The 529-nt window shown below is 55.6% G+C and carries 1 protein-coding gene; it reads left to right on the forward strand.

The window, feature by feature from the left end; all coding sequences use genetic code 11:
* Positions 1 to 352: hypothetical protein (locus ACR1XY_RS24925; protein ID WP_480597570.1), on the forward strand; the 352-nt coding region annotated here is incomplete at its 5' end.
* Positions 353 to 529: the final 177 nt, after the last annotated feature.

The raw sequence follows: 529 nt of genomic DNA on the forward strand, positions 1-529 counted from the left end.
AGTGCTGGCCGCGCTGGCTTGGGGCGTGAACACAATTCTGGTTGCCTTCGCTAAGTCTGACGGCTTTTCCGCACTCTCAGCTTTCGCCTTCATCGTTGGCATGTCGACCATCATAGCTCTCCCGTGCGCCTTTGTGGGCCTGGCTTTGGCAGTTCTGGCGCTGCGGTATGGTTGGGCCGGATGGGGGATGGCAATTGCCTCTGGCAGTCTATTAGCAGCGGGTGTTTTTACGTGGCTTTTACCGGTAGAGCCGGAAGGTATCCTATTTGGCGTCTGTTTCGGGGCAGCTTATGGCCTGACATTCTGGCTAAGCGCGCGCGTCACCTCACCAACTGTATTCGTTCTGGATTGAAGGACGGGCAGTTGGCAGGGGCAGCAACATAATCATTTGTTCTCCAGAACATGCGCTTTCGGGCTGCACGGTTGGCAATTGTAAGATGACAGGAAGTCAAAGTCACGCCCGATCCCCAAGCATACTCCCGGGTCGACTGAGACCAATTTGGACTGGCGCTCTCGGAGATGGAATACA

It is taken from the genome of Ruegeria sp. AD11(2025) (genome assembly GCF_056542405.1).